This is a genomic window from Pseudomonas sp. DW-iso3 (genome assembly GCF_058725305.1).
In genome coordinates, this window is the sequence record NZ_JBZXDZ010000001.1 from 190,141 (window position 1) to 216,435 (window position 26,295).

The window sequence follows — 26,295 nt, forward strand, 5'->3', positions numbered from 1 at the left end:
CTGATGAACTCCAGTCGACCCTACCTGGTCCGCGCGCTCTATGAGTGGATTGTGGACAACGATTGCACCCCGCACATGCTGGTCAATTCCGAATTTCCTGCGGTTCAGGTACCGGAGGGTTTTGCCAGTGATGGGCAGATTGTGCTGAACGTATCGCCGAGTGCCGTGCGCCACCTGCACATGGACAACGAAGCCGTGAGCTTCGAAGGGCGTTTCGGCGGCGTGCCGCATACGCTGTTCGTGCCGATTGGCGCCATCCTCGGCATCTATGCCCGGGAGAACGGCCAAGGCATGGTGTTCGATCTGGAGTCGCCTTTCGAGGATGACGAAGCGATCGAAAACGAAGGCGGCGATGACTTGCCGCCACCGGATTCCGAGCCACCGCGCCCTAGTGGCCGGCCGAGCTTGAAAGTGGTGAAATAACGGGCGTTCCCTCAGGGGAGCACTGAGAAAATGCCTCGACGTGTGTCGGGGCATTTTTTTGCGCGAAGGATAGGGATGAAAGTCGCGCCTGGACGGTGATCGTACAACCACCATGGGCTATGATGCGTGCTCAAGCTCACCGAGAAAGATGATTCATCATGGAAAACGCCAACATCGCCCCTCGTCTTCCCCGCAAGCGCCGCAGCCTTGCCCAGGAATTGGTCACGGTGTTGTCCGAGCAGATCCGCGACGGCCAGCTCAAGCGGGGCGACAAATTGCCCACCGAGTCGGCGATCATGGACGCCCATGGGGTCAGCCGCACGGTGGTGCGTGAAGCCATCTCGCGCTTGCAGGCGGCGGGGCAGGTCGAAACCCGTCATGGTATCGGCACCTTTGTACTGGATACGCCCAGCCCGAGCGGTTTCCGCATCGACCCGGCCACGGTAGTGACCCTGCGGGATGTGCTGGCGATCCTGGAGCTGCGGATCAGCCTGGAGGTGGAATCCGCAGGCTTGGCCGCGTTACGTCGCAGCGACGAACAACTGGCCGCCATGCGCGCGGCGCTTGATGCCTTGAATGAAAGCGCGGCTCACGCCGGCGATGCGGTGGCGTCCGATTTTGCATTCCACCTGGAAATTGCACTGTCCACCGGCAACCGCTACTTCACCGACATCATGACCCACCTGGGCACCAGCATCATTCCGCGTACGCGCCTGAATTCGGCGCGCCTGGCCCATGATGACCAGCAGCACTACATGGGGCGTTTGAGTCGTGAGCATGAAGAGATTTATGAAGCGATCGCGCGTCAGGATTCGGACGCGGCGCGGGCGGCGATGCGGTTGCATTTGACCAATAGCCGGGAGCGGCTGCGCCATGCCCATGAAGAGGCGGAGGCGCAGCGGGGTTAAGCTGGCGTTCTCAGGCCAGGTCGAACTCGATTTCGGTCACGCTGCCATTGGCGTCGTAATGGAACGTCTTCTTGGTAACCTCCAATACCTGACCGTCCATATTGAGGTAATCGCCTTTATTGGGCAGTTCCTCAATTTTGACGTTCGAAGTGCTGTTTTTTTTGCCTTTGAATTTAACCTGAATGTTGTTAGCCATGATTAAGCCTCATTGAGCAGGAAGAAAGTTAGGTGAAGGCCCGCACATCATGTGCGGGCCTCATCACGTTAGGAGGGGTGGAAATGTGCTGATACTGTCAGAATTCACAGTTCTGACGAGCGGTATCAGGCACGCCTGGAGCGGACCCCGGCTCAAGGCCGCGGCGTATTTGGCTTGTAGTCCTTCAACAACAAATACGTACTCCACCCCCACCAATCATTCGTCCAGTGCTTGTCGTTCAAGTCATTCACCTCCTTACGACGCAGCACCTTGTCCCCCTCCATTTTGAACAGCGGCGAGAAGTTGTTCGCCGGGTTCTGCGCCGCATTCAGGTCTGGCACATACAGCGGCGCCTTGAAGTTGGCCGGAGAGGGCGCGATACCGCTGATGAAGGTTTCGAAAATTTCATCCGCCGAAACCTGCACCGCACGTTTGACCTGCACCCGATTGTCCGCATCGATGGCGTCGAAGTAGCGTTTGTCTCCATACGCGTGCCACTGATCGCCCATGGCGTTACGCACCTTGAGTCCGAATTTGCTGTCTTCGTCGTGCATGAAGCGGCTGATCAGCGAACCCAGTTCACCGGGAGTGACCACGGCGGCGAGTTGTTTGCGTGGTACTCGCAGATGGCCGGCGGAGAACAGGTCGGTCAAAAAGTGATCAGCAAAACTGTTCATGGCATACGCCAGCTCCAGCGCTTGATCGGTGCCGGTCTGGTGCGCCACGACGGCTTGTTGCAGCGCCGCCGTGTGCCCCGCCAGATAGGCCGACAGCGCCCATTCGCCGAAGTGGTCGGCATTGTCCGCCGCCAGTTTCAGGTAACGTCCCAACGGAATCAGCGCCGAAACTGCGCTGCCGCCGCCCGTGATGCGGTTCCATTCCTCGGACAACGTATCACCCAGCGCGTCGTAGGCTTCATGGGCTTGTTTGCCGTCCTTGATCGCCTGCTTGACCGCATTGATCTCCTTTTGCATCACCGCGAGGATCTTGTGCGCTTCTTCCCGCGAGGCGGGCAGCACGGCGAGCGTATTGAAGGCTGCGGTAAAGCGTTGGACGCGCTCGACGGGGGAGGCGCCATCGCTGATCGGTTGGCCGGGGATGCCATAGAAGTCGCCCCCGAGGGCGATCACTTGGCCATAGGTCAGCGCCAGCCCATTGGGCAGGTGCAGCTCGACCTGGCGTGCGGGAATCGCCGGGGCATCCTTGACGAAGCGCAACAGGGTGTCATCGCCGATGGCAGTGTGTTCACCGCCTTCGAAGCGCAATGTGGGTGGGTTCTTTTCGGGTGCGGCGAGTTCAAGACCTGACATGTTAGCTCCTTGCTATGTCGTAGGAATCTTCCGTGATAGCTGTATGTATATACAGCTAAATCGAGCATAGAGTAAAAAATTCCTACGTCAAGAAGGCGCGCATTCAACGCTCTCAGAACGAAGTCTGATGAATTGCAGTTGACGAATTGTTTTATAGTTGTACGATGACGTACGACATCACCAAAACCAACAACAACCTTTCGATAGAAAGTCTTCGCCCAGGGTGTTCGAATAATGAATCCACAAGAACTGAAGTCCATCCTTTCCCACGGTCTGCTGTCTTTCCCGGTGACCGATTTCAACGCCCAGGGTGATTTCCACCAGGCGGGCTACATCAAGCGCCTTGAATGGCTGGCCCCTTACGGCGCCACGGCTTTGTTCGCTGCTGGCGGTACCGGTGAGTTCTTTTCCCTCGCGGCCAGCGAATATTCCCAGGTGGTGAAAACCGCAGTGGATACCTGCGCGACCAGTGTGCCGATCCTCGCCGGTGTGGGCGGTTCGACACGCCAGGCCATCGAGTACGCTCAGGAAGCCGAACGCCTCGGCGCCAAAGGTCTGCTGCTGCTGCCGCACTACCTCACCGAAGCCAGCCAGGATGGCGTTGCGGCCCACGTTGAGGCCGTGTGCAAGTCGGTCAAGATCGGTGTGGTGGTCTACAACCGTAACGTCTGCCGCCTGACCGCTCCGCTGCTGGAACGCCTGGCCGAGCGCTGCCCGAACCTGATCGGCTACAAGGATGGCCTGGGTGATATCGAGTTGATGGTGTCGATTCGTCGCCGCCTCGGTGATCGTTTCAGCTACCTCGGCGGCCTGCCGACTGCAGAGGTTTACGCCGCTGCCTACAAGGCCCTGGGAGTTCCGGTGTACTCCTCGGCGGTGTTCAACTTCATCCCGAAAACCGCGATGGACTTCTACCACGCGATTGCCAAGGACGATCACGCCACCGTTTCCAAGATCATCGACGACTTCTTCCTGCCATACCTGGACATCCGTAACCGCAAGGCCGGGTATGCCGTCAGCATCGTCAAGGCGGGTGCAAAAATCGTCGGCTACGACGCAGGTCCGGTACGCACGCCGCTGACCGACCTGTTGCCGGAAGAATATGAAGCCCTGGCCGCGCTGATCGACAAGCAAGGCGCGCAATAACTCATCTACAAGGCCGCTGAGCAATCAGCGGCCTTTTGCGTCAGGAGAAGATTCGTGTCCCAAGCCCAACGTTTTGACAACTACATCAATGGCCAGTGGGTGGCCGGCGCTGACTATTGCGTCAACCTCAACCCGTCGGAGTTGTCCGATGTCATTGGTGAATACGCCAAGGCGGATGTTACCCAGGTCAACGCCGCCATCGATGCGGCCCGCGCGGCATTCCCGGCCTGGTCCACTTCCGGGATCCAGGCGCGCCATGACGCTCTGGATAAAGTCGGCAGTGAAATCCTCGCGCGCCGCGAAGAGCTCGGCACCCTGTTGGCCCGTGAAGAGGGCAAGACCCTGCCCGAAGCCATCGGCGAAGTGACCCGCGCCGGCAATATTTTCAAGTTCTTCGCCGGTGAATGCCTGCGGCTGTCCGGCGACTACGTGCCGTCGGTTCGCCCGGGCGTCAATGTAGAAGTCACTCGCGAAGCCTTGGGGGTGGTCGGCCTGATCACGCCGTGGAACTTCCCGATCGCCATCCCCGCCTGGAAAATTGCCCCGGCCCTGGCCTACGGCAACTGCGTGGTGATCAAGCCCGCCGAGCTGGTACCGGGTTGCGCCTGGGCCCTGGCAGAGATCATTTCCCGCGCCGGTTTCCCCGCCGGTGTGTTCAATCTGGTGATGGGCAGCGGTCGCGTGGTCGGCGACGTGCTGGTCAATAGCCCGAAAGTCGATGGCATCAGCTTCACCGGTTCTGTCGGTGTTGGTCGTCAGATCGCCGTCAGTTGTGTGTCGCGCCAGGCCAAAGTGCAGTTGGAAATGGGCGGCAAGAACCCGCAGATCATCCTCGACGACGCCGACCTCAAGCAGGCCGTCGAGCTGTCCGTACAGAGCGCGTTCTACTCCACCGGCCAGCGTTGCACAGCGTCCAGTCGCCTGATCGTCACCGCCGGTATCCACGACCAGTTCGTCGCGGCCATGGCTGAGCGCATGAAGTCGATCAAGGTCGGCCACGCGCTGAAAAGCGGCACCGACATCGGCCCGGTAGTTTCCCAGGCCCAGTTGGACCAGGACCTCAAATACATCGACATCGGCCAAAGCGAAGGTGCGCGGCTGGTCAGCGGTGGTGGCCTGGTGACCTGCGATACCGAAGGTTACTACCTGGCACCGACGCTGTTTGCCGACAGCGAAGCCGCCATGCGTATCAGCCGTGAAGAGATCTTCGGCCCGGTCGCCAACGTCGTGCGCGTAGCGGACTACGAAGCAGCGCTGGCCATGGCCAATGACACCGAGTTCGGGCTGTCGGCGGGCATTGCCACCACATCGCTCAAGTACGCCAACCACTTCAAGCGTCATTCCCAGGCCGGGATGGTGATGGTCAATCTGCCGACGGCAGGTGTGGATTACCACGTTCCCTTCGGCGGCCGTAAAGGCTCGTCCTATGGCTCGCGGGAGCAAGGTCGCTATGCGCAAGAGTTCTACACCGTGGTGAAAACCAGCTACATCGGTTCGTAATACGCAACACCCAGTGGGGGCCGGATGCCTGTCGGCTCCCCACGGCAAAAACAGAAAACCATTACCCGCAAAAAAAATAATTAGTGGGAGTACTTCTTCATGCAAGCGACCAAGCCGACCCATGTCCGCTATTTGATCCTGCTCATGCTGTTCCTGGTGACCACGATCAACTATGCCGACCGGGCCACTATCGCCATCGCAGGCTCCAGCCTGCAAAAAGACCTCGGCATCGACGCGGTCACGCTCGGTTACATCTTCTCCGCATTCGGTTGGGCCTACGTGGCCGGGCAAATTCCCGGTGGCTGGCTGCTGGACCGGTTCGGCTCGAAAAAAGTCTATGCCCTGAGCATCTTCACCTGGTCTCTGTTCACCGTGCTGCAAGGCTATGTCGGTGAGTTTGGTGTCTCCACCGCCGTGGTTGCGCTGTTCATGCTGCGCTTCATGGTGGGCTTGGCCGAAGCGCCGTCGTTTCCCGGAAATGCCCGTATTGTGGCGGCGTGGTTTCCTACGGCAGAACGCGGTACGGCTTCAGCGATCTTTAACTCTGCGCAATACTTCGCCACGGTGCTGTTTGCGCCGCTGATGGGGTGGATCGTCTACAGCTTCGGCTGGCAGCACGTGTTTATCGTGATGGGCGTGATCGGCATCATTTTCTCGCTGATCTGGTTGAAAGTTATCCACAGCCCGCGCCAGCATCCGATGATCAACGAAGCCGAGTTCAACCATATCGCCGCCAATGGTGCGATGGTCGATATGGATCAGGACAAAGGCAAGGGTAAGAAAACCGACGGTCCGAAGTGGGACTACATCCGCCAACTGTTGACCAACCGCATGATGCTCGGCGTGTACCTGGGCCAGTACTGCATCAACGGCATCACCTACTTCTTCCTTACGTGGTTCCCGGTGTACCTGGTGCAGGACCGTGGCATGACGATCCTCAAGGCCGGTTTCATCGCCTCGTTGCCGGCGATCTGCGGGTTTATCGGCGGCGTGCTCGGCGGGGTGATTTCCGACTACCTGCTGCGCAAAGGCCACTCCCTGACCTTCGCCCGCAAGGCGCCGATCATTGGTGGCCTGCTGATCTCCAGCAGCATCGTGGCCTGCAACTATGTGGATATCGAATGGATGGTGGTGGGCTTCATGGCCTTGGCCTTCTTCGGCAAAGGCGTTGGCGCACTGGGTTGGGCGGTGGTGTCCGACACCTCGCCGAAACAAATCGCCGGTCTCAGTGGTGGTTTGTTCAACACCTTCGGTAACCTTGCGTCGATTACCACGCCGATTGTGATCGGCTACATCATCAGCACCACCGGTTCTTTCAAATGGGCCTTGGTGTTTGTCGGCGCCAACGCGCTGGTGGCGGTGTTCAGCTACCTGGTCATCGTTGGCCCGATCAAGCGTGTAGTACTCAAAGAGCCGCCTACCCAGGGGCCTGAGTTGACCCGCCTAACCGAAGCGCATTCCTGAGGGGCCGTGTGATGCAGTTGATTGAACATGCCGACTCGCCGCGCTCGATTCGTTTGCACGAACGCGACAACGTGGTGATTGTGGTCAATGACCAGGGCGTACCGGCCGGGACCGAGTTCCCGGATGGCCTGGTGACCGTGGACTTCATCCCCCAGAGCCACAAGGTGACCCTGGAAGATATCCCCGAGGGCGGTCAGATTATTCGCTACGGCCAGACCATCGGTTACGCCCTGGCGCCGATTCCGCGGGGCAGTTGGGTGCAGGAGGATCAACTGCGCATGCCTACCGCGCCGCCGTTGGACAGCTTGCCGCTGTCCACCGAGGTGCCTGAGGCCCAGGCACCGCTGGAAGGGTTTACCTTCGAGGGCTACCGCAACGCGGATGGCACTGTGGGCACGCGCAATATCCTCGGCATCACCACCACGGTGCAGTGCGTCACCGGTGTGCTGGACCATGCGGTCAAGCGTATCAAGGACGAATTGCTGCCCAAGTACCCGCACGTCGACGACGTGGTGGCGCTGACCCACAGCTACGGCTGCGGCGTGGCGATCACTGCAACGGATGCCTACATTCCGATCCGTACCGTGCGCAACCTGGCGCGCAACCCGAACCTGGGCGGTGAAGCCCTGGTCATCAGTCTGGGCTGCGAGAAATTGCAGGCCGGGCAGGTGATGCACGACAACGACAGCTCGGTCGACCTGAGCGAGCCCTGGCTGTACCGGCTGCAGGATTCCAGCCACGGTTTTACCGAAATGATCGAGCAGATCATGGCACTGGCCGAGACGCGCTTGAAGAAACTCGACCAGCGCCGCCGCGAAACCGTGCCGGCGTCCGAGTTGATTCTGGGCATGCAGTGTGGCGGCAGTGATGCGTTTTCCGGCATCACCGCCAACCCGGCGCTGGGCTATGCCTCGGACTTGCTGCTACGGGCCGGGGCGACGGTGATGTTTTCCGAAGTCACCGAAGTGCGCGATGCCATTTACCTGCTGACGTCTCGCGCCGAAAACACGCAAGTCGCCCAGGAACTCGTCCGGGAAATGGATTGGTACGACCGTTACCTGGCCAAGGGCGAGGCGGACCGCAGCGCCAACACCACGCCGGGCAACAAGAAGGGCGGGTTGTCGAACATCGTCGAGAAGTCCCTGGGCTCCATCGTCAAATCCGGCAGCAGCGCGATCAACGGCGTGCTGGGCCCAGGCGAGCGTTTCAAGGGCAAGGGCCTGATCTTTTGCGCAACGCCGGCCAGTGACTTTGTGTGCGGCACCTTGCAATTGGCGGCGGGGATGAACTTGCACGTGTTCACCACCGGGCGTGGCACACCTTACGGATTGGCAATGGCGCCGGTGGTCAAGGTCTCGACCCGTACGGAGTTGGCGCAGCGGTGGCCGGACCTGATCGATATCGACGCCGGGCGCATTGCCACCGGGCGCGCGACCATCGAGGAGCTGGGTTGGGAGTTGTTCCATTTCTACCTGGATGTGGCCAGCGGCAGGAAGCAGACGTGGGCGGAGCATCACAAACTGCATAACGACATCACCTTGTTCAACCCTGCGCCCATTACCTGAGACCGGGTCGCCTGCCTTCGCGAGTAAACCCGCTCCCACACTTGACCGCATTCTCATGCTGGAACTCGGTCAAGTGTGGGAGCGGTGGTGCGACGATTCGACTTGCTCGCGAAGGCGTCCTACCAGACGCCGCAGGGCTGCATGGCTTATCATTAGCCACCTACCGACGCTCACCAAGGCTTTCCCGGCATGCTGGCAATTTTCCTCACCACCCTCACCATCACCGCGCCGGTGTTTGCCATGCTGTTCCTCGGTGTGCTGCTCAAGCGCGTCAATTGGATCAACGACAACTTTATCCACACGGCCTCGTCCCTGGTGTTCAACGTCACCATGCCGGCGCTGCTGTTCCTCGGCATCCTGCATGCCGACCTGCACTCGGCGCTCAAGCCGGGCTTGCTGATCTATTTTGCCGTCGCCACCTTGCTCAGCTTCGCGCTGGCCTGGGGTTGGGCGATCTTTCGGTGCCCGCGTGAAGACCGCGGCATCTATACCCAGGGTGCGTTTCGCGGCAATAACGGCGTGATCGGTCTGGCGCTGGCTGCCAGCATGTACGGCGACTACGGCATCTCCCTCGGCGCGATTCTCGCGGCACTGGTGATCCTGTTCTACAACACCCTTTCGACCATCGTGCTGGCGGTGTACAGCCCGGTGATCAAGTCCGATCCGTGGAGCATCTGCAAGAGCGTGGTGGCCAACCCGCTGATCATCAGTGTGATCGCAGCCACGCCGTTCGCGGTGTTCCAGATTGGCTTGCCGGGTTGGCTGGAGTCTTCGGGCCAGTACCTTGCGGACATGACCTTGCCGCTGGCGCTGATCTGTATCGGTGGCACCCTGTCGCTGGCGGCCCTGCGCAAAAGCGGGAGCATGGCCCTGAGCGCCAGCCTGGTGAAGATGATCGGTTTGCCGGTTGTCGCGACGCTGGGCGCCTGGCTGTTGGGTTTCCGGGGGCCGGAGCTGGGGATTCTGTTCCTGTACTTCGGTGCGCCGACCGCAGCCGCCAGTTTTGTGATGGCCAGGGCAGCCGAGGGTAATCATGAGCTGGCGGCAGCGATTATCGTGATCACCACCTTGATGGCGGCGGTGACCACCAATATCGGAATCTTTGTGTTGCAGGCGGGCGGCTGGATCTAGCCCTCTTTCTGATAGGTTTCGATCACTTCCTGCGCCGCACGAAACGCATCAATTGCCGCCGGCACACCGGCATACACCGCGCAATGCAGCAGTGCCTCGCGGATCTCTTCCACGGTACAGCCATTGTTCAGCGCACCGCGCACATGGCCCTTGAGTTCCTGCGGGCACTTGAGCGCGGTGAGGGCGGCGAGGGTGATCAGGCTGCGGGTCTTCAGCGGTAGACCTTCGCGGTTCCACACGCTGCCCCAGGCATGTTCATTGACGAAGTCCTGCAGCGGCTGGGTGAACTCGGTGGCGTTGCCCAAGGCGCGGTCGACGAACACATCGCCCATGACCTGGCGACGCATCTCAACCCCGGGCTTTTTCTGATCGGTCATTGCGGCTCCCTCTTGTGTTGGCGGCGCCAGGCTCGCAGCGTGCTGAACAACAGAAAAGCCACCAGCACTGGCAGGACGTAATACAGCATCAGTTGTTCAAGCTTGCTGGCCAGGGGCATGCCGGTGGTAAAGGCCATCACATGCAGGCCGTACGCCAGGTACAGGCTCAGCAGCACCAGGCCTTCGGCGCGGGTCACGCGGTAGCCGGTGTAAAACACCGGCAGGCACAGCACCACCACGCCGAGCATCACCGGCAGGTCGAAATCCAGGGCATTGGGCGATACCGACAGCGGCGAGGGCGCGAGCAGGGCGGTCAGGCCCAATACGCCCAGCAGGTTGAACAGGTTGCTGCCAATCACGTTGCCCACGGCGATTTCCCGTTCGCCACGCAGGGCGGCAATCAGCGAGGTCGCCAGGCATGGCAGCGAGGTGCCGACGCCGATCAAGGTCAGGCCGATCACACGTTCCGACAAGCCCAAGTCGCCCGCCACATCCACGGCTGCGCCCAACAGCAAATGGCCGGCCAGCACCAGAATCAGCAGCCCGCCAAGCATCAGCAGCACGCTGCTCAGCCAGGGCGCGCGGGCCACGGTGTCCAGCGTGCGCGGGCGGCGGGAATGACGGGTCTGGTAGTGCAGCACACCGAGGTAGGCGACCAGGGCAACGAGCAGCACCAGGCCGTCGAGTGGCGTGAGTGCTTCATTGGCGGCGAGGGTGAACACCAGCAGCCCGGCCAGGATCATTACCGGAATATCCAGGCGCACCAGCTGGCGCGAGACCCGCAGCGGAATGATCAGCGCCGACAGGCCCAGGGTGACCAGGATGTTGAAGATACTGCTGCCGATCACGCTGCCCACCGCGATATCGGTGTTGCCGGCCAGCGTGGCTTGCAGGCTGACGGTCATCTGCGGTGCGCTGCTGCCGAAGGCCACGATCGTCAGGCCGATGATCAGCGGCCGCACCTTGAGGCTCGCGGCCAGGCGCACGGCGGCGCGCACCAGGATTTCGGCGCCGATGATCAGCAGGACCAGGCCGCTGACCAATTCCAGCAGGCTCCAGGGCGAGAGGGCGGTTAATCCGAAAATGGTCAGGGCTCCGTCTTCAGTTGCTCAGGGCTTGCACGCGCACACGCGCGGTGCCGCTGCTGATCATACCCAGTTGCTGGGCAGCCTTGCGCGAAAGATCAATCAAGCGCCCACGGGTATGCGGGCCGCGATCATTGATGCGGACAACCACGGATTTGTCGTTGTCGAGATTGGTGACCTTGACCTGGGTGCCGAACGGCAATCGCCGGTGGGCGGCGGTCAGGGCGTTCTGATTGAAGGGTTCACCGCTGGCTGTCTTATTGCCATGGTGCTTGGCGCCGTAATAGGAGGCGGTGCCGGTTTCGTCGTAGCCGTTGGGGTTGATGATGCCGCTGGCGCAACCGGCCAGTAGGGAGAACAAGGCCAGGAGGCCGAGTAGACGCTTCATGTTCAAGATGCCCCATAACAAATGTGGGAGCTGGCTTGCCTGCGATGCAGATAACTCGGTGTCTCAAGAACATCGAGGGGATGCAATCGCAGGCAAGCCCGCTCCCACAGGGTATCCGGGTGGGAAGTGAAATTTCCGCCCGGACTGTCCATCGCTATCAGCCTTCGAGCTTGCTTTTCAGCAGTTCGTTCACCTGTTGCGGGTTGGCCTTGCCTTTGGAGGCTTTCATCGCCTGGCCGACAAAGAAGCCGAACATCTTGCCGCGCTTGGCTTCGTCCGCCGCACGGTACTGTTCGACCTGCTCGGCGTTGGCTGCGAGCATTTCATCCAGCACGGCCGAGATCGCGCCGCTGTCGGTGACTTGCTTGAGACCGCGTTTCTCGATGATTTCATCGGCGCTGCCTTCACCGCTGGCCATCGCTTCAAACACGGTCTTGGCGATTTTGCCGGAGATGGTGTTGTCCTTGATGCGCAGCAGCATGCCGCCCAATTGCTCGGCAGAGACCGGGGCTTCGTCGATTTCCAGGCCCTGCTTGTTCAACAGGCTGCCCAGTTCAACCATCACCCAGTTGGCCGCCAGCTTGGCGTCACCGGCAATGCTCACGACTTTTTCAAAGTAGTTGGCTTGCTCACGGCTGGAAGCCAGCACGCTGGCGTCGTAGACCGACAGGCCGAACTGCGCCTGGAAGCGCTCGCGTTTCTGCTGCGGCAATTCCGGCAGGGTGGCCCGGATGTCGTTGAGGAACGAGTCCTCAAGCACCACCGGCAACAGGTCCGGATCGGGGAAGTAACGGTAGTCGTTGGCTTCCTCTTTGCTGCGCATGGCGCGGGTTTCATCTTTGTTCGGGTCGTACAGGCGGGTTTGCTGGATGACCTTGCCACCGTCTTCGATCAGCTCGATCTGGCGACGCACTTCGCTGTTGATCGCTTTCTCGATGAAGCGGAACGAGTTGACGTTCTTGATCTCGCAGCGAGTGCCGAACTCGACCTGGCCCTTTGGACGGATCGACACGTTGCAGTCGCAACGCAGCGAACCTTCAGCCATGTTGCCGTCGCAGATGCCCAGGTAGCGCACCAGCGCGTGGATGGTCTTGACGTAGGCTACGGCTTCCTTGGCACTGCGCATGTCCGGCTCGGACACGATTTCCAGCAGCGGCGTGCCGGCACGGTTCAGGTCGATACCGGTGGCGCCCGGGAATTCTTCGTGCAGGCTTTTACCGGCGTCTTCTTCCAAGTGCGCGCGGGTTACGCCGACGCGCTTGATGGTGCCGTCTTCCAGAGGAATGTCCAGGTGGCCCTTGCCGACGATCGGCAGTTCCATCTGGCTGATCTGGTAGCCTTTGGGCAGGTCCGGGTAGAAGTAGTTCTTGCGCGCGAACACGTTGTGCTGGCCGATCTCGGCGTCAATTGCCAGGCCGAACATCACCGCCATGCGTACCGCTTCCTGGTTCAGCACCGGCAGTACGCCGGGCATGCCCAGGTCGACCAGGCTGGCCTGGGTGTTGGGCTCGGAGCCGAACGTGGTGGCGCTACCGGAGAAAATCTTCGATTGGGTGGCGAGCTGGGTATGAATCTCCAGCCCGATCACAACTTCCCATTGCATAGTGTTCTCCTCAGAAGCCGGTAGGGGTGCGAGTGTGCCAGTCTGTGTTCAACTGGTACTGGTGCGCCACATTGAGCAGGCGGCCTTCCTGGAAATACGGGGCGAGCAATTGCACGCCGACCGGCAGGCCATCGACGAAACCGGCAGGCATGGACAAGCCCGGCAGGCCCGCGAGGTTGGCGGTGATGGTGTACAGGTCTTCCAGGTACTCGGCGATCGGGTCGCCGGTCTTGGCGCCGATCTTCCAGGCCGGGTTTGGCGTGGTTGGGCCGAGGATCACGTCGACTTCTTCAAAGGCGGCCATGAAGTCGTTCTTGATCAGGCGACGGATTTTCTGCGCCTTGAGGTAATACGCGTCGTAGTAACCGGCCGACAGGGCGTAGGCACCGACCATAATCCGGCGTTGCACTTCGGCACCGAAACCTTCGCCACGGGAGCGCTTATAAAGGTCGGTGAGGTCTTTCGGGTTTTCGCAGCGATAGCCGAAACGCACGCCGTCGAAGCGGGACAGGTTGGAAGAGGCTTCTGCCGGCGCGATCACGTAGTACGCAGGAATTGCGTGCTGGTTGTTCGGCAGGCTGATTTCCTTGATGACGGCACCCAGGCTTTCCAGCGTCTTCACGCTGTTGTGCACCAGCTCAGCAATGCGCGGGTCGAGACCGGCGCTGAAGTATTCCTTCGGCACACCGATACGCAGGCCCTTGAGCGACGTGTTCAGGCTGGCGCTGTAGTCCGGAACGGGCTCGTCGATGCTGGTGGAGTCCTGTTTATCGAAGCCTGCCATGCCTTGTAACAAAATTGCGCAGTCTTCAGCGGTGCGCGCCAGAGGGCCACCCTGATCGAGGCTGGAGGCGTAGGCGATCATGCCCCAACGGGAAACGCGACCGTAGGTCGGCTTCAGGCCGGTGAGGTTGGTAAAGGCCGCTGGCTGGCGGATCGAGCCGCCGGTATCGGTGGCCGTGGCGGCGGGCAGGAAGCGCGCAGCAACCGCGGCCGCCGAACCACCCGACGAACCGCCAGGCACGTGGTCCAGGTTCCACGGGTTTTTCACCGCGCCGTAGTAGCTCGACTCGTTGGCCGAACCCATGGCGAATTCGTCCATGTTGGTCTTGCCCAGGGTCACGGCCCCGGCGGCAGCCAGCTTGGACACCACAGTGGCGTCGTAGGGAGCCTTGAAGTTGTCGAGCATCTTCGAGCCGCAGCTGGTACGGATGCCCTGGGTGCAGAACAGGTCCTTGTGGGCGATCGGTGCGCCCAGCAGTGCGCCACTTTCACCGTTGGCGCGACGTGCGTCGGCGGCCTTGGCCTGGCTCAAGGCCAGCTCTTCGGTGAGGCTGATGAAGCTGTTGACCTTTGGATCGTGCTCGGCGATGCGCGCCAGCAGGGTCTTGGTCAGCTCTTCGGAAGAAAACGTTTTGTCGGCGAGACCGCGGGCGATCTCGGCCAGAGTCATATGATGCATTGCAGGCTCTTTCCCTTTAGTCGATGACTTTCGGAACCAGATACAGGCCGTTTTCGACCGCTGGCGCGATGGACTGGTAGGCCTCGCGATTATTACTCTCGGTCACGACGTCTGCGCGCAGGCGCTGGCTGGCTTCCAGCGGGTGAGCCAGGGGCTCGATACCGTCGGTATTTACGGCCTGCATTTGGTCGACCAGCCCGAGAATGCTGTTCAGGGCTGCGGTGGTCTGTGGAAGATCGGCATCATTGAGGCCAAGCGAGGCCAGGTGCGCGATTTTTTCCACGTCGGAGCGTTCAAGCGTCATGGGAATCTCCAGTGGAAAACAGAACGGAGGCTGTCCGTGTGTTAGATTGTCGGAACACTACCGCATTTCTACGGTCTTACGGCCGCGATTGTGGGGTTAGGTGCACAGAAAGTCGGCCAATTTAGCACATTGGCGCCTTGCCCAAAATCCCTGTCGTTGTTAGAGTTTGCCGCACTTTTTTACCCACGCGTTGCCTAGGGTCCCTTTCCCATGTTCAAGAAACTGCGTGGCATGTTTTCCAGCGATCTTTCCATTGACCTGGGCACTGCCAACACCCTTATTTACGTGCGCGAGCGCGGTATCGTCCTGAATGAGCCATCGGTTGTGGCCATTCGGACCCATGGTAATCAGAAAAGTGTCGTTGCCGTCGGCACCGAGGCCAAGCGCATGCTCGGCCGTACACCAGGCAATATTGCTGCCATTCGTCCGATGAAAGACGGCGTGATCGCCGACTTCAGTGTCTGCGAGAAGATGCTGCAATACTTCATCAACAAGGTTCACGAAAACAGTTTCCTGCAGCCCAGCCCTCGTGTGCTGATCTGCGTTCCATGCAAGTCCACCCAGGTTGAGCGTCGTGCCATCCGTGAATCGGCCCTTGGCGCCGGTGCCCGTGAAGTGTTCCTGATCGAAGAGCCAATGGCTGCTGCGATCGGTGCCGGCCTGCCGGTTGAAGAAGCCCGCGGTTCGATGGTGGTGGATATCGGTGGTGGTACCACTGAAATCGCCCTGATCTCCCTGAATGGTGTGGTGTATGCCGAATCCGTACGCGTAGGCGGCGACCGCTTCGACGAAGCGATCATCACTTATGTACGTCGTAACTACGGCAGCCTGATCGGTGAATCCACCGCTGAGCGCATCAAGCAGGAAATCGGCACCGCCTACCCAGGCGGCGAAGTGCGCGAAGTCGATGTGCGCGGTCGCAACCTGGCCGAAGGCGTTCCACGTGCCTTCACCCTGAACTCCAATGAAGTGCTGGAAGCTCTGCAAGAGTCCCTGGCCACCATCGTTCAGGCGGTGAAAAGCGCCCTGGAGCAATCGCCGCCGGAACTGGCTTCCGACATCGCCGAGCGTGGCCTGGTACTGACCGGTGGTGGCGCCTTGCTGCGCGACCTCGACAAGCTGCTGGCCCAAGAGACTGGGCTGCCGGTGATCGTCGCCGAAGACCCGCTGACTTGCGTTGCCCGTGGCGGTGGTCGTGCACTGGAAATGATGGATAAACACACCATGGACCTGCTCTCCAGCGAATAAGTCATTGCTGGTCAGCCCATGTTTCGCCCGCAGGCAGCACTTTGCAGTGCTGCCTGTTGGCGTTTATCTTCTTCAATCTGCATCCAGGCCGGTTAGATGCCGTATGAATAAAGAGAACATTTGCCTGGGAGGAGCGGCTTATTAAACCGCTTTTCGCCAAAGGCCCCTCATTGGGCGTGCGCCTGTTGGTGCTGGTCGTGCTTTCGGTCGCGCTGATGGTGGTCGATGCCCGCTTTGCACTGCTCAAACCCGTGCGCAGCCAGATGTCGCTGGTGTTGATGCAGACTTACTGGATCACCGACCTGCCGCAACGTCTGTACCAGGGCGTGGCCAGCCAATTCGGCAGCCGCACCGAGCTGGTCGCCGAGAACGAAAAACTCAAGACCGAAAACCTGCTGTTGCAGGGGCGCATGCAGAAGCTCGCGGCCCTCACCGAGCAGAACGTTCGGCTGCGCGAGTTGCTCAATTCCTCCGCACTGGTCAACGAAAAGGTCGAAGTGGCTGAGTTGATCGGCATGGACCCCAACCCCTTCACCCATCGCATCATCATCAACAAGGGTGAGCGCGACGGTGTGGTCCTCGGCCAGCCCGTGCTCGACGCCCGTGGCCTGATGGGCCAGGTGGTTGAGCTGATGCCCTACACCTCGCGGGTATTGCTGCTGACGGACACGACCCACAGCATTCCGGTGCAGGTCAACCGCAATGGCCTGCGCGCGATTGCCAGCGGCACCGGTAATCCGGAGCGTCTGGAATTGCGCCATGTGGCTGACACCGCTGACATCAAGGAAGGCGATCTGCTGGTCAGCTCCGGCCTGGGCCAGCGTTTCCCGGCGGGTTACCCGGTGGCGACGGTCAAGGAAGTAATCCACGATTCCGGTCAGCCGTTCGCCATTGTGCGTGCCGTGCCGACTGCCGCCCTGAACCGCAGCCGTTACCTGCTGCTGGTGTTCAGTGATAACCGTACGCCGGAAGAGCGCGCCAACGACGCTGCGCAGGCGCAGGAAGCGGAAGACAAGCAAAACGGTACAGCTGCGATCGTTCCGGCGACGGTGCCCAAGCCGGCATTCGTGGGGCCACCCGCACCGACGGCGGCTCCGGCAGCGCCCGTCGCCACCCCGGTCAAGCCGGCAGCCCATAGCACGCCTCCAGCCAAGCCGGCAGTGACTAAACCCGCAGCCGCGACACCGGCTGCCAAGCCTCCGGCAACTGCCCCGGCAACCACGCGGCAGAGGGAGGAATAATGGCCAATACTCATTCGCGCAACGGCTGGATCGTCTGGCTGACCTTTGCTATCGGTATGCTGCTTAGCGTTTCGCCATTGCCGCAATTCATGGAAATCCTGCGCCCGCTCTGGCTGGCACTGCTGCTGGCCTTCTGGTCGCTGAACCTGCCGCATAAAGTCGGCATGGTCACGGCGATGTTCCTGGGCTTGGCGGAAGATGTGCTCTATGGCACCTTGCTGGGTCAGAACGCGTTGATCCTGACCCTGATCACCTTCCTGGTGTTGTCGTTGCAGCAACGCCTGCGCATGTTCCCGATGTGGCAGCAGTGCCTGGTGATCCTGGTGATCTTCGGCCTGGCGCAGCTGGTTCAGCTGTGGCTGAGCGCCTTGACCGGCAACCGCCAGCCAACCCTGGCGCTGGTATTGCCGGCGCTGGTCAGTGCCTTGCTCTGGCCATGGATCAGCTTCGGTCTGCGTGGGTTGCGTCGTCGCTATAAAATCAATTGAATGGATTGCGAGGCTCTGCCTGGTTATCGAACCCTACAGGGAGAGTCTGCAATGAATTCGCTTTACCTGGCCTCGGGCTCCCCGAGGCGGCGTGAACTGCTGGTCCAGATCGGTGTGCCTTTCACCGTGGTCAGCGCCGCTATCGATGAAACTCCTCTTACAAACGAATCCGCCGTTTCCTACGTCGAGCGCCTTGCGCGCGGCAAGGCGGCGGCGGGTTTTGCTGTGCTCGAAAGCACTGACGACGTGTGTGTGCTGGGTGCCGATACCGCCGTGATCGTCGATGGCCAGATACTCGGTAAGCCCGTGGATCAGGCCGATGCCCTGGCAATGCTGATGGCGCTGGCGGGGCGTGAACATGACGTGCTGACCGCTATTGCCCTCACCGATGGCCAGCGTTGCGAGACTGTTTGTGTAAGCAGTCGTGTACGGTTTCGCGGGATTTCCGTCGAGGAAGCGACCACCTACTGGCAGAGTGGCGAACCCCAGGACAAGGCGGGCGGCTATGCTATTCAAGGGTTGGGCTCAGTATTTGTCGCCGGACTCAATGGCAGTTATTCCGCTGTGGTAGGCCTGCCGGTGTGCGAAACCGCACAACTGCTCGCCCAATTCGGCATACCCTGTTGGCAAAACCTTACCGCGCGCTGAACGCCGTATTCCAGCGCCCAGCCTTAAGCGACCGGTCACTATTGTGAAAACGCCTGAACGAGACCCAGCCATGAGTGAAGAGATTCTGATCAATATCACGCCGATGGAATCGCGCGTGGCGGTGGTAGAGAACGGTGTTCTGCAAGAAGTGCACGTTGAGCGCACCCAGAAACGCGGGATCGTCGGCAATATCTACAAAGGCAAAGTCGTGCGGGTATTGCCGGGAATGCAGGCGGCGTTCGTCGACATCGGCCTGGACCGAGCCGCGTTTATCCATGCTTCGGAAATTTCCCTGCGCGAAGGGCCGGCGGTAGAAAGCATCAGCGCCTTGGTGCACGAAGGGCAGAGCCTGGTGGTGCAAGTCACCAAGGACCCCATCGGTTCCAAAGGCGCGCGCCTGACCACTCAGCTGTCGATTCCGTCGCGTTACTTGGTGTACATGCCGCGCACCGCGCATGTCGGTATTTCCCTGAAGATCGAAGACGAAGCCGAGCGCGAGCGTCTCAAAAAGGTGGTCAGCGACTGCGTGGCTGCCGAAGGCATCAAGGAAGCGGGCGGCTTCATCCTGCGCACTGCCGCTGAAGGTGCGGGTGCCGATGAGATCCTCATGGATATCCGTTATCTACGGCGGCTATGGGACCAGATCGGCGCACAGATCAAGACCATCGGCGCACCCAGTGTGATCTACGAAGACCTCGGCCTGGCCCTGCGTACGTTGCGCGACCTGGTCAGCCCGAAGATTGAGAAAATTCGCATCGACTCGCGGGAAACATTCCAGCGCACCACGCAATTTGTGGCCGAGCTGATGCCGGAAATTGCCGACCGCCTGGAACACTACCCCGGCGAGCGACCGATCTTCGACCTGTATGGCGTCGAAGACGAAATCCAGAAAGCCCTGGAACGCAAGGTGCCACTCAAGTCCGGAGGCTACCTGGTGGTGGACCCGGCGGAAGCCATGACCACTATCGACGTCAACACCGGCGCGTTCGTGGGCCATCGCAACCTCGAAGAAACCATCTTCAAGACCAACCTCGAAGCCGCCACCGCGATCGCGCGCCAACTGCGCCTGCGCAACCTCGGCGGCATCATCATCATCGACTTCATCGACATGGAAGATGAAGAGCACCAGCGCCAAGTACTGCGTACCCTGGAGAAACAGCTGGAGCGCGATCACGCCAAGACCAACATTATCGGCATCACCGAGCTGGGCCTGGTGCAGATGACGCGCAAGCGCACCCGCGAAAGCCTGGAGCAGGTATTGTGCGAGCCGTGCAGCAGTTGCCAGGGGCGCGGTAAATTGAAGACGCCGGAAACCGTTTGCTACGAGATTTTCCGCGAAATCCTGCGAGAAGCGCGAGCCTACCAGGCCGAAGGTTACAGAGTGCTCGCCAACCAGAAAGTGGTCGACCGGTTGCTGGATGAAGAGTCCGGTAACGTTGCTGAGCTGGAAGGGTTTATCGGGCGCACGATACGCTTCCAGGTCGAAACCATGTATTCCCAGGAACAATACGACGTGGTGCTGCTCTGATCCCCATTCGCTTACCTTTTATGAGACAGGCAGGCCTTGATCTGCCGTCCGACTACTGCCTTGAGGGTCGCCTGACATGGAGCGTCTGATACGCTTTTTTGCCGCTTTGACCCGTTGGAGCCTGGGCCTCTGTGCCTTGTTGCTGGTATTGGCGGCGGTGTATGTGAGCCTGGGGCGTGAATTGACGCCGCTGGTGGCCGAGTACCGTGCGGAGATCGAAGCCAAGGCCCAGGCCGCGGTGGACATGCCGCTGCACATTGGCAGCGTTGAAGGCCGCTGGAGCGGGTTCGCACCGGTATTGCGGGCCCACGATGTGATGCTGGGCGAGGGCAGCAGTGCCCTGCGTCTGGATCAGGTCGAAGTGGTGCCGGATATGTGGGCCAGCCTGATGGCCCGCGAGGTGCGCATTGCCCACCTGCAGGTCGGCGGTCTGCAGCTCAGTGCCAAGGAAGACAAGGATGGCAAGTGGGCGCTGCAAGGTCTGCCGGTGCAGGACGATCAGCCCGTGGACCCTGAGCAGCTGCTCAAGAACATGCAAAAGGTCGAGCGCGTGTCGTTGCTCGACAGCCAGGTGACCTTGCAGCCATTTGACCAGGCGCCGGTGACCCTGACGTATGTCGGCCTGAGCCTGCACACTGGCGTCACCCGCCAACGCCTGGATGCACGCCTGACCTTGCCCGACGGCCAGCCATTGGCGGTGAGCCTGCGCACGCGTATTCGCGCCAGTCAATGGAAGGACGGTGAAGTCCAGGCCTACCTGAGCCTGCCGCAAAGCGACTGGGCCAAGTGGATTCCGGCCAAACTGACCCAGCAGTGGAAGCTCACCCAATTCAAGGCCGGTGGTGAATTCTGGCTGACCTGGGCCCAAGGCACCGTGCAGAGCGCGGTGGTGCGCCTCAATTCGCCGCAGGTGAAGGGCAGCTACGCCGACCGCAAACCTGTGCATATCGAGAATCTGGCGCTTACCGCTTACCTGCAACGCAGCGAAACCGGTCTCAAGGTCCTGTTCGACTCACTGGCGATGAACCTGGGGGACACCCGCTGGGAATCGCGCCTGCAACTGCAACAGCGCCTGGCCACCGACAAGGACCTGGAAGCCTGGAAGCTCCAGGCCGACCGCCTGGACCTGACCCCGATCACGCCGCTGCTCAATGCCCTGGCGCCGCTGCCGGAAGGTTTTGCCAAGACTATCCAGCACCTTAAGGCCACAGGCCTGCTACGTAACGTGCTGGTGGACTTTCGCCCTGAAGATACGACCGATCAAAAAGTCAGCTTCGCCGCCAACCTCGAACGCATCGGTTTTGATGCCTACATGGGGGCGCCCGCCGCGCGTAACGTATCCGGCAGCATCAGCGGCGATCTGGGCCATGGCGAGTTACGTATGGACAGCAAGGACTTTTCCCTGCACCTCGATCCGATCTTTGCCAAGCCGTGGCAGTACATCCAGGCCAATGCACGTCTGACGTGGAAGCTCGACAAGGAAGGCTTCACCCTGATTGCCCCATACATCAAGGTGCTGGGTGAGGAGGGCAACGTCGCTGCCGATTTCCTGATTCGCCTGCATTTCGACCACAGCCAGGAAGACTACATGGACCTGCGGGTCGGCATGGTCGATGGGGATGGGCGATTCACCCCCAAGTACCTGCCTGCGGTGTTGAGCCCGGCGCTGGATGAGTGGCTGCGCACCGCGATTCTCAAGGGCGCAGTGGACCAGGGCTTCTTCCAGTATCAGGGGTCGCTGAACCACGACGCGCTACCGGCGTCGCGTAATATCAGCCTGTTCTTCAAGGTGCATGACGCCGAATTGGCGTTTCAGCCGGGCTGGCCTCATGTGAGCAAGGTCAGCGGCGAAGTGTTTGTCGAGGAGAGCGGCGTACGCATCCTCGCCAGCAAGGGCCAGTTGCTCGACACCAAGGTCAAGGACGTCTACGTCAATATTCCCCACGCCCCGGAGGGCAAGGACAGTCATCTGTTGTTGACGGGTGGGTTTGCCGGTGGCTTGGGCGACGGTTTGAAAATCCTCCAGGAAGCGCCGATCGGCACCGCTTCGACCTTTGCCGGCTGGAAAGGTGACGGTGACCTGCAAGGCAGCCTTGACCTGGATATACCACTGGCGAAAGGCACCGAGCCGAAGATCGTGGTGGACTTCAAGACGGATAAATCGCGCCTGCAATTGGCAGAGCCGACCCTGGACTTGACCCAGCTCAAGGGCGATTTCCGTTTCGACAGCGCCAAGGGCCTCAGTGGCCAGAACATCACGGCCCAGGCGTTCGACCGGCCGATCACTGCGCAGATTGTTGCCGATGGCAAGCCGGGGAATATCAGCACGCGTGTGACTGCCAAGGGCCAAGTGACGGTCAAGCGGCTGACGGACTGGTTGAATATCAGCCAACCGTTGCCAGTGTCCGGCGATGTGCCTTACCAACTGCAACTGACCCTGGATGGCGCCGATAGCCAATTGATGGTCAGCTCCAATCTGAAGGGCGTTGCCGTGGACCTGCCGGCACCGTTCGGCATGCCCGCCAGCCAAGGACGTGACAGTGTGTTCCGCATGACCTTGCAGGGCGCCGAGCGTCGTTATTGGTTTGACTACGGCGAACTGGCCAACTTCACGTTTGCCGCGCCGCCGGACAAATTCAACGACGGGCGTGGCGAACTTTTCCTCGGCGATGGCGATGCAGTGTTGCCAGGGGCCAAGGGTTTGCGTATTCGCGGCGTGCTGTCTGAACTCGATATCGACCCGTGGAAGAAACTGGTAGACCGCTACGCGGGCAATGATCCGGGCGGTAGCGCGAAGCAGTTGCTCAGTGGCGCCGACTTCAAGGTAGGCAAGCTGACCGGCTTTGGCACTCAGTTTGATCAGGTCAATCTGCAACTGGACCGCAAGCCTGCGGCCTGGGGCCTGCAGCTCGACAGTCAGCAAGCCAAGGGCACGGTCAACCTGCCGGACGCCAAAGGCGCGCCGATTGCGATCAACCTGCAGTATGTGAAGCTGCCGGCAGTGGACCCGACGGTGCAGGCTGACGAAAACGCGCCAGACCCCTTGGCCGATGTCGATCCAAAAAATATCCCTGCACTGGATATCGCCATCGACCAGCTGTTCCAGGGCCCGGACCTGATAGGCACCTGGTCGCTGAAAATCCGCCCGACGGCCAAAGGCATGGCCTTCAATAACCTGGACCTTGGCCTCAAGGGCATGCAGCTCAAGGGCGCCGGTGGTTGGGAAGGGACGGCGGGCGACAGCAGCAGTTGGTACAAAGGCCGCCTGGATGGCAAGAATATCGGTGATGTGCTCAAGGGTTGGGGTTATGCGCCCACTGTCACTAGTCAGGATTTCCATCTGGATGTGGACGGTCGCTGGCCCGGCTCGCCAGCCTACGTCGGGCCCAAGCGTTTCTCCGGTAGTCTGGACGCATCGTTCCGCAACGGCCAGTTCGTAGAAGTGGAAGGCGGCGCCCAGGCGCTGCGGGTGTTTGGCCTGCTGAACTTCAACTCCATTGGACGCCGTCTGCGGCTGGACTTCTCGGACTTGCTCGGCAAGGGTTTGAGCTATGACCGGGTCAAAGGCTTGTTGGCGGCCAGTAATGGCGTGTTCGTGACCCGGGAGCCGATCACCATGACCGGGCCTTCCACTAACCTGGAGCTCAACGGCACCCTGGACCTGGTCGCAGACCGTGTCGACGCCAAGCTGCTGGTCACCCTGCCAGTGACCAATAACCTGCCGATCGCCGCGCTGATCGTGGGCGCGCCCGCCATTGGTGGCGCGTTGTTCCTGATCGACAAACTGATCGGTGACCGTGTTGCGCGCTTCGCCAGCGTGCAATACAAGGTCGAAGGCCCGTGGAAGGACCCGAAAATCACCTTCGATAAGCCATTTGAAAAGCCAAACTGAGAGCCTGTGGAGTAGCATGGCGGCCTATCCATTACGGAGGGTCGGTCCATGTCCTTTGCGGTAATTCAAATGGTCAGCCAGAGCGATGTGCTGGCCAATCTGGCCCAGGCCCGGCGTCTGCTGGAACACGCCGCGGCGGGTGGCGCGAAGCTGGCGGTATTACCGGAAAACTTCGCCGCCATGGGCCGCCGCGACGTGGCCGACATCGGTCGCGCCGAAGCGCTGGGCGAAGGCCCGATCCTGCCGTGGTTGAAACAGACTGCCCGCGACCTCACCTTATGGATAGTGGCCGGTACTTTGCCGCTGCCGCCCAAGGATCGGCCGAACGCCAAGTCCAATGCCTGCTCGCTGCTGGTCGATGATCAGGGCGAAATCGTTGCCCGTTACGACAAGCTGCACCTGTTCGATGTGGATGTCGCCGATGCTCGCGGTCGCTATCGCGAATCCGACGACTATGCTTTCGGAGATCATGTGGTGGTGGCGGACACGCCCGTCGGCCGGTTGGGCCTGACGGTGTGTTATGACCTGCGCTTCCCCGAGCTGTACAGTGAGCTGCGCGCGGCGGGGGCTGAATTGATCACCGCGCCTTCAGCGTTTACGGCGGTGACCGGCGCCGCGCACTGGGATGTGCTGATCCGTGCACGTGCCATCGAGACCCAGTGTTACCTGCTGGCGGCGGCTCAAGGCGGGGTGCATCCGGGGCCACGGGAAACCTATGGCCACGCGGCGATTGTCGACCCTTGGGGCCGTGTGCTGGCAAAACAGGATCAAGGCGAAGCGGTGTTGCTGGCCGAACGCGATAGCAGTGAACAGGCGTCGATACGGGCGCGCATGCCGGTGGTCAACCATCGGCGCTTTTTCTCGCAGGGCGCACAGCGACCTGCTTCGGAACGATGAATTTAAGGCCATACCTATGAGCGAGTTGTTGTCCTCAGTCAGTGATCACCTCCTGGCCCCCGGTGGCGTGACCATCGAAAGCTTGCAAACCGTGCTTGGCGATCTGGCCGGGCCGGGCATCGACGCGGCCGACCTGTATTTCCAGGGGCAGATTTCCGAGTCCTGGGCTCTGGAAGACGGCATCGTCAAGGAAGGCAGTTTCAACCTCGATCAGGGTGTGGGTGTGCGTGCGCAGTCCGGTGAGAAAACCGGTTTTGCCTACAGCAACGCGATCACCCTGGAAGCCTTGGGCCTGGCCGCGCGTGCCGCGCGCTCGATCTCCCGTGCGGGCCAAAATGGCACGGTGCAGGCGTTCAGCACCCAGGACGTGGCGCAGTTGTACGCGCCGGATAACCCCCTGGAAGTGATCAGTCGTGCGGAAAAGGTCGAGCTGCTCAAGCGTATCGACGCTGCAACCCGCGCCCTCGACCCGCGTATCCAGCAAGTCACCGTGAGCATGGCCGGTGTGTGGGAGCGCATTCTGGTGGCGTCCACCGACGGCGGCCTGGCGGCGGATGTGCGGCCGCTGGTGCGCTTCAACGTCAGTGTGATCGTCGAACAGAACGGTCGCCGCGAACGCGGTGGCCATGGCGGCGGCGGGCGTACCGACTACCGTTATTTCCTCACCGACGACCGTGCCATGGGGTATGCCCGTGAAGCGTTGCGCCAGGCGCTGGTCAATCTGGAAGCCATCCCGGCGCCGGCTGGTACTTTGCCGGTGGTGTTGGGTTCGGGCTGGTCCGGCGTGCTGCTGCACGAAGCGGTCGGCCATGGCCTGGAAGGTGACTTCAACCGCAAGGGCAGTTCGGCCTATAGCGGGCGCATGGGCGAGATGGTTGCGTCCAAGTTCTGCACCATCGTCGATGATGGCACCCTGGCCGGGCGCCGTGGCTCGCTGAGCATCGACGACGAAGGCACGCCAACCGAATGCACCACCCTGATCGAAAACGGCGTGCTCAAGGGCTACATGCAAGACAAGCTTAACGCCCGCCTGATGGGCGTGGCGCGCACCGGTAACGGTCGGCGTGAATCCTACGCGCACCTGCCGATGCCGCGGATGACCAACACCTACATGCTCGGTGGCGAAAGCGATCCGGCGGAAATCATTGCTTCGGTGAAACGCGGCATCTACTGCGCCAACCTCGGCGGCGGTCAGGTGGACATCACCAGCGGCAAGTTCGTGTTCTCCACCAGCGAGGCGTACCTGATCGAAGACGGCAAGATCACCGCGCCGGTCAAAGGCGCAACGTTGATTGGTAACGGTCCTGAAGCGATGAGCAAGGTGTCGATGGTCGGTAACGACCTGTCGCTGGACAGCGGCGTGGGTACCTGCGGGAAGGATGGGCAGTCGGTGCCGGTGGGTGTCGGCCAGCCAACGCTGAAGATTGATGCGATCACCGTGGGTGGCACGGGGTCGTAAGGGGTGGAGCTTCGGGTGGCGCAGAACGCCAC

General features: G+C 60.9%; 23 protein-coding genes. 15 read left to right on the forward strand and 8 right to left on the reverse strand.

The window, feature by feature from the left end; translation table 11 throughout:
- Nucleotides 1-3 precede the first annotated feature (3 nt).
- The gene (locus AC4PS7_RS00915; RefSeq protein ID WP_021491891.1) at nt 4-423 is read left to right on the forward strand and encodes a ClpXP protease specificity-enhancing factor; all 420 of its coding nucleotides are present in this window, start codon (nt 4-6) and stop codon (nt 421-423) included.
- A gap of 158 nt (nt 424-581) precedes the next feature.
- Nucleotides 582-1,331: a FadR/GntR family transcriptional regulator gene (locus AC4PS7_RS00920; protein WP_010213160.1), complete on the forward strand. Its 750-nt coding sequence runs from the start codon at nt 582-584 to the stop codon at nt 1,329-1,331.
- Nucleotides 1,332-1,341: 10 nt separating this feature from the next.
- Here AC4PS7_RS00920 and AC4PS7_RS00925 read toward each other — a convergent pair whose 3' ends face one another.
- Together AC4PS7_RS00925 and AC4PS7_RS00930 are read right to left on the reverse strand one after the other, a co-directional pair.
- Nucleotides 1,342-1,527 (reverse strand): hypothetical protein, encoded by a 186-nt coding sequence (locus AC4PS7_RS00925; protein WP_010213158.1) that lies wholly within the window; start codon nt 1,525-1,527, stop codon nt 1,342-1,344.
- A 152-nt stretch (nt 1,528-1,679) separates the two neighbouring features.
- Nucleotides 1,680-2,837: a phospholipase gene (locus tag AC4PS7_RS00930; RefSeq protein WP_106118872.1), complete on the reverse strand. Its 1,158-nt coding sequence runs from the start codon at nt 2,835-2,837 to the stop codon at nt 1,680-1,682.
- Between the two features lie 234 nt (nt 2,838-3,071).
- Between AC4PS7_RS00930 and kdgD the strand changes: the two genes are divergently transcribed.
- The 5 genes from kdgD to AC4PS7_RS00955 all read left to right on the forward strand — a co-directional run bounded on the left by kdgD (nt 3,072) and on the right by AC4PS7_RS00955 (nt 9,643).
- Complete coding sequence (gene kdgD, locus AC4PS7_RS00935) at nt 3,072-3,983, forward strand: 5-dehydro-4-deoxyglucarate dehydratase (protein WP_010213155.1); 912 nt, start codon at nt 3,072-3,074, stop codon at nt 3,981-3,983.
- 54 nt (nt 3,984-4,037) lie between these two features.
- The gene (locus AC4PS7_RS00940; RefSeq protein WP_010213153.1) at nt 4,038-5,483 is read left to right on the forward strand and encodes an aldehyde dehydrogenase family protein; all 1,446 of its coding nucleotides are present in this window, start codon (nt 4,038-4,040) and stop codon (nt 5,481-5,483) included.
- Nucleotides 5,484-5,582: 99 nt separating this feature from the next.
- Nucleotides 5,583-6,947, forward strand: a complete 1,365-nt coding sequence (locus AC4PS7_RS00945; RefSeq protein ID WP_010213152.1) for an MFS transporter — start codon at nt 5,583-5,585, stop codon at nt 6,945-6,947.
- Between the two features lie 11 nt (nt 6,948-6,958).
- Nucleotides 6,959-8,512 carry a galactarate dehydratase gene (gene garD, locus AC4PS7_RS00950; protein WP_010213151.1) on the forward strand — a complete coding sequence of 518 codons (1,554 nt, stop codon included), beginning with the start codon at nt 6,959-6,961 and terminating at the stop codon, nt 8,510-8,512.
- Nucleotides 8,513-8,701: 189 nt separating this feature from the next.
- Nucleotides 8,702-9,643 (forward strand): AEC family transporter, encoded by a 942-nt coding sequence (locus AC4PS7_RS00955; protein WP_021491890.1) that lies wholly within the window; start codon nt 8,702-8,704, stop codon nt 9,641-9,643.
- Here AC4PS7_RS00955 and AC4PS7_RS00960 read toward each other — a convergent pair.
- The 6 genes from AC4PS7_RS00960 to gatC form a co-directional block, all read right to left on the reverse strand.
- Entirely contained in the window at nt 9,640-10,020 is a 381-nt protein-coding gene (locus AC4PS7_RS00960) for a carboxymuconolactone decarboxylase family protein (RefSeq protein WP_010213149.1), read from the reverse strand. The two genes, AC4PS7_RS00955 and AC4PS7_RS00960, sit on opposite strands and share 4 nt — an antisense overlap.
- The gene (locus AC4PS7_RS00965) at nt 10,017-11,063 is read right to left on the reverse strand and encodes a calcium/sodium antiporter (protein WP_492179027.1); all 1,047 of its coding nucleotides are present in this window, start codon (nt 11,061-11,063) and stop codon (nt 10,017-10,019) included. Before AC4PS7_RS00965 ends, AC4PS7_RS00960 begins: the two co-directional genes overlap by 4 nt.
- A 58-nt stretch (nt 11,064-11,121) precedes the next feature.
- Entirely contained in the window at nt 11,122-11,493 is a 372-nt protein-coding gene (locus AC4PS7_RS00970) for a septal ring lytic transglycosylase RlpA family protein (RefSeq protein WP_010213146.1), read from the reverse strand.
- 157 nt (nt 11,494-11,650) lie between these two features.
- A complete protein-coding gene (gene gatB / locus AC4PS7_RS00975; RefSeq protein ID WP_010213144.1) occupies nt 11,651-13,096 on the reverse strand; it encodes an Asp-tRNA(Asn)/Glu-tRNA(Gln) amidotransferase subunit GatB in 1,446 nt (481 codons plus the stop codon).
- Nucleotides 13,097-13,106: 10 nt separating this feature from the next.
- The gene (gatA, locus tag AC4PS7_RS00980) at nt 13,107-14,558 is read right to left on the reverse strand and encodes an Asp-tRNA(Asn)/Glu-tRNA(Gln) amidotransferase subunit GatA (protein ID WP_010213143.1); all 1,452 of its coding nucleotides are present in this window, start codon (nt 14,556-14,558) and stop codon (nt 13,107-13,109) included.
- A 16-nt stretch (nt 14,559-14,574) separates the two neighbouring features.
- Nucleotides 14,575-14,862 (reverse strand): Asp-tRNA(Asn)/Glu-tRNA(Gln) amidotransferase subunit GatC, encoded by a 288-nt coding sequence (gene gatC / locus AC4PS7_RS00985; RefSeq protein ID WP_010213142.1) that lies wholly within the window; start codon nt 14,860-14,862, stop codon nt 14,575-14,577.
- Nucleotides 14,863-15,072: 210 nt separating this feature from the next.
- On the opposite strand from gatC, the gene mreB reads away from it, so the two are divergent.
- From mreB to tldD, 8 genes are all read left to right on the forward strand, one after another.
- Nucleotides 15,073-16,110, forward strand: a complete 1,038-nt coding sequence (gene mreB / locus AC4PS7_RS00990; protein WP_002555108.1) for a rod shape-determining protein MreB — start codon at nt 15,073-15,075, stop codon at nt 16,108-16,110.
- A gap of 188 nt (nt 16,111-16,298) precedes the next feature.
- Nucleotides 16,299-17,351, forward strand: a complete 1,053-nt coding sequence (gene mreC, locus AC4PS7_RS00995; protein WP_370737436.1) for a rod shape-determining protein MreC — start codon at nt 16,299-16,301, stop codon at nt 17,349-17,351.
- Nucleotides 17,351-17,839, forward strand: coding sequence for a rod shape-determining protein MreD (gene mreD, locus AC4PS7_RS01000; RefSeq protein WP_010213138.1), 489 nt, complete (start codon nt 17,351-17,353; stop codon nt 17,837-17,839). The genes mreC and mreD overlap by 1 nt, the downstream gene beginning before the upstream one ends.
- 51 nt (nt 17,840-17,890) lie before the next feature.
- Nucleotides 17,891-18,487 (forward strand): Maf family protein, encoded by a 597-nt coding sequence (locus tag AC4PS7_RS01005; protein WP_010213136.1) that lies wholly within the window; start codon nt 17,891-17,893, stop codon nt 18,485-18,487.
- 70 nt (nt 18,488-18,557) lie between these two features.
- Nucleotides 18,558-20,015: a ribonuclease G gene (gene rng, locus AC4PS7_RS01010; protein ID WP_010213134.1), complete on the forward strand. Its 1,458-nt coding sequence runs from the start codon at nt 18,558-18,560 to the stop codon at nt 20,013-20,015.
- 76 nt (nt 20,016-20,091) lie between these two features.
- Nucleotides 20,092-23,907: a YhdP family protein gene (locus tag AC4PS7_RS01015; protein ID WP_042571665.1), complete on the forward strand. Its 3,816-nt coding sequence runs from the start codon at nt 20,092-20,094 to the stop codon at nt 23,905-23,907.
- 48 nt (nt 23,908-23,955) lie between these two features.
- Entirely contained in the window at nt 23,956-24,804 is an 849-nt protein-coding gene (locus tag AC4PS7_RS01020) for a carbon-nitrogen hydrolase family protein (RefSeq protein WP_042571666.1), read from the forward strand.
- A 16-nt stretch (nt 24,805-24,820) separates the two neighbouring features.
- The gene (gene tldD, locus AC4PS7_RS01025; protein WP_492179028.1) at nt 24,821-26,263 is read left to right on the forward strand and encodes a metalloprotease TldD; all 1,443 of its coding nucleotides are present in this window, start codon (nt 24,821-24,823) and stop codon (nt 26,261-26,263) included.
- Nucleotides 26,264-26,295: the final 32 nt, after the last annotated feature.

Bases quoted from the DNA above. Each gene is read 5' to 3' on its own strand.
- AC4PS7_RS00915 (WP_021491891.1), top strand. From the start codon at position 4: ATGAACTCCAGTCGACCCTACCTGGTCCGCGCGCTCTATGAGTGGATT.
- AC4PS7_RS00920 (WP_010213160.1), top strand. From the start codon at position 582: ATGGAAAACGCCAACATCGCCCCTCGTCTTCCCCGCAAGCGCCGCAGC.
- AC4PS7_RS00925 (WP_010213158.1), bottom strand. From the start codon at position 1,527: ATGGCTAACAACATTCAGGTTAAATTCAAAGGCAAAAAAAACAGCACT.
- AC4PS7_RS00930 (WP_106118872.1), bottom strand. From the start codon at position 2,837: ATGTCAGGTCTTGAACTCGCCGCACCCGAAAAGAACCCACCCACATTG.
- kdgD (WP_010213155.1), top strand. From the start codon at position 3,072: ATGAATCCACAAGAACTGAAGTCCATCCTTTCCCACGGTCTGCTGTCT.
- AC4PS7_RS00945 (WP_010213152.1), top strand. From the start codon at position 5,583: ATGCAAGCGACCAAGCCGACCCATGTCCGCTATTTGATCCTGCTCATG.
- garD (WP_010213151.1), top strand. From the start codon at position 6,959: ATGCAGTTGATTGAACATGCCGACTCGCCGCGCTCGATTCGTTTGCAC.
- AC4PS7_RS00955 (WP_021491890.1), top strand. From the start codon at position 8,702: ATGCTGGCAATTTTCCTCACCACCCTCACCATCACCGCGCCGGTGTTT.
- AC4PS7_RS00960 (WP_010213149.1), bottom strand. From the start codon at position 10,020: ATGACCGATCAGAAAAAGCCCGGGGTTGAGATGCGTCGCCAGGTCATG.
- AC4PS7_RS00970 (WP_010213146.1), bottom strand. From the start codon at position 11,493: ATGAAGCGTCTACTCGGCCTCCTGGCCTTGTTCTCCCTACTGGCCGGT.
- gatB (WP_010213144.1), bottom strand. From the start codon at position 13,096: ATGCAATGGGAAGTTGTGATCGGGCTGGAGATTCATACCCAGCTCGCC.
- gatA (WP_010213143.1), bottom strand. From the start codon at position 14,558: ATGCATCATATGACTCTGGCCGAGATCGCCCGCGGTCTCGCCGACAAA.
- gatC (WP_010213142.1), bottom strand. From the start codon at position 14,862: ATGACGCTTGAACGCTCCGACGTGGAAAAAATCGCGCACCTGGCCTCG.
- mreB (WP_002555108.1), top strand. From the start codon at position 15,073: ATGTTCAAGAAACTGCGTGGCATGTTTTCCAGCGATCTTTCCATTGAC.
- mreD (WP_010213138.1), top strand. From the start codon at position 17,351: ATGGCCAATACTCATTCGCGCAACGGCTGGATCGTCTGGCTGACCTTT.
- AC4PS7_RS01005 (WP_010213136.1), top strand. From the start codon at position 17,891: ATGAATTCGCTTTACCTGGCCTCGGGCTCCCCGAGGCGGCGTGAACTG.
- rng (WP_010213134.1), top strand. From the start codon at position 18,558: ATGAGTGAAGAGATTCTGATCAATATCACGCCGATGGAATCGCGCGTG.
- AC4PS7_RS01015 (WP_042571665.1), top strand. From the start codon at position 20,092: ATGGAGCGTCTGATACGCTTTTTTGCCGCTTTGACCCGTTGGAGCCTG.
- AC4PS7_RS01020 (WP_042571666.1), top strand. From the start codon at position 23,956: ATGTCCTTTGCGGTAATTCAAATGGTCAGCCAGAGCGATGTGCTGGCC.
- tldD (WP_492179028.1), top strand. From the start codon at position 24,821: ATGAGCGAGTTGTTGTCCTCAGTCAGTGATCACCTCCTGGCCCCCGGT.